Genomic DNA, 826 nt, shown 5'->3' with positions numbered 1-826 from the left:
TTTTTGGCGATGCTAAAGTTTGTGGCGATGCGAGAATATATGAGGGAGAGATTGAAAGTGGAGTAATAACTAAAAAATAAGACAATGGCAAAACGAGAGATACTTTTCCGCGGGTGGAACAAGAAGAACAAACGGTGGCTGTACGGCTACTACGTAGTGAATGGTGGAGAGCATTTTATTGCGCCTGGTGCGTTCGTGAACGATTTGGCATTCTACGAGGACTATGTGGTAGAAGCTGACAGCGTGGGTCAGTACACTGGGATAAAAGACGCAAAAGGGGTGAAAATATTTGAAGGAGACATCATAGTTAATCAGGCCTACCCCTATATCATACAATACCATGAAGAATATTCACAGTTTGTTGCAGTACCTAAACCAGACGTTACAATCGCATTTTATCAGCAATGGGTTAACGAGTGCGGATTGGTTGTCATCGGAAACGTACACGGAAAATCAGAACTTATTAAAACGGAATGACAATGACAAAAGAAGAATACAACCTTCTCGCAGCAGAACTGCAAAAGCGAGGATACAAGAAGTAACACAATGGACACGCTAATGAGAGTTACGGATGGTTCAAATCACCGATACCCCGTAAGAGTGAGTGGAATAATTCACCATACCAGATTGAATTTTCCGTATGGGACTACACGGATTACAAAAAGACTAGAAATGATGACAGATTCCCTGACTATGGAGTAACCGTAGCAATATTAGTTAGCACGGACAAGATTGATAGAATTGATATAGAGATTTCTTACGAGAATCAATCAATCGACGAGATAGAGAAAATAGCAGCATCATTCTACGAGTGGTGCGAGAATAA

At 41.0% G+C, this 826-nt stretch carries 1 protein-coding gene; it reads left to right on the top strand.

Features of this window, described 5'->3' with window-relative positions:
• The first annotated feature begins 84 nt into the window (after positions 1-84).
• Positions 85-477 carry a YopX family protein gene (locus HMPREF0650_RS05745; RefSeq protein WP_004349081.1) on the top strand — a complete coding sequence of 131 codons (393 nt, stop codon included), beginning with the start codon at positions 85-87 and terminating at the stop codon, positions 475-477.
• Positions 478-826 lie beyond the last annotated feature (349 nt).

The sequence above is a fragment of the Hoylesella buccalis ATCC 35310 genome, assembly GCF_000177075.1.
GTDB lineage: Bacteria > Bacteroidota > Bacteroidia > Bacteroidales > Bacteroidaceae > Prevotella > Prevotella buccalis.
Note: the sequence above shows the minus strand (reverse complement) of the source record. Positions and strands in the feature narration are given on the sequence as shown.

Bases quoted from the DNA above. Each gene is read 5' to 3' on its own strand.
- HMPREF0650_RS05745 (WP_004349081.1), top strand. From the start codon at position 85: ATGGCAAAACGAGAGATACTTTTCCGCGGGTGGAACAAGAAGAACAAA.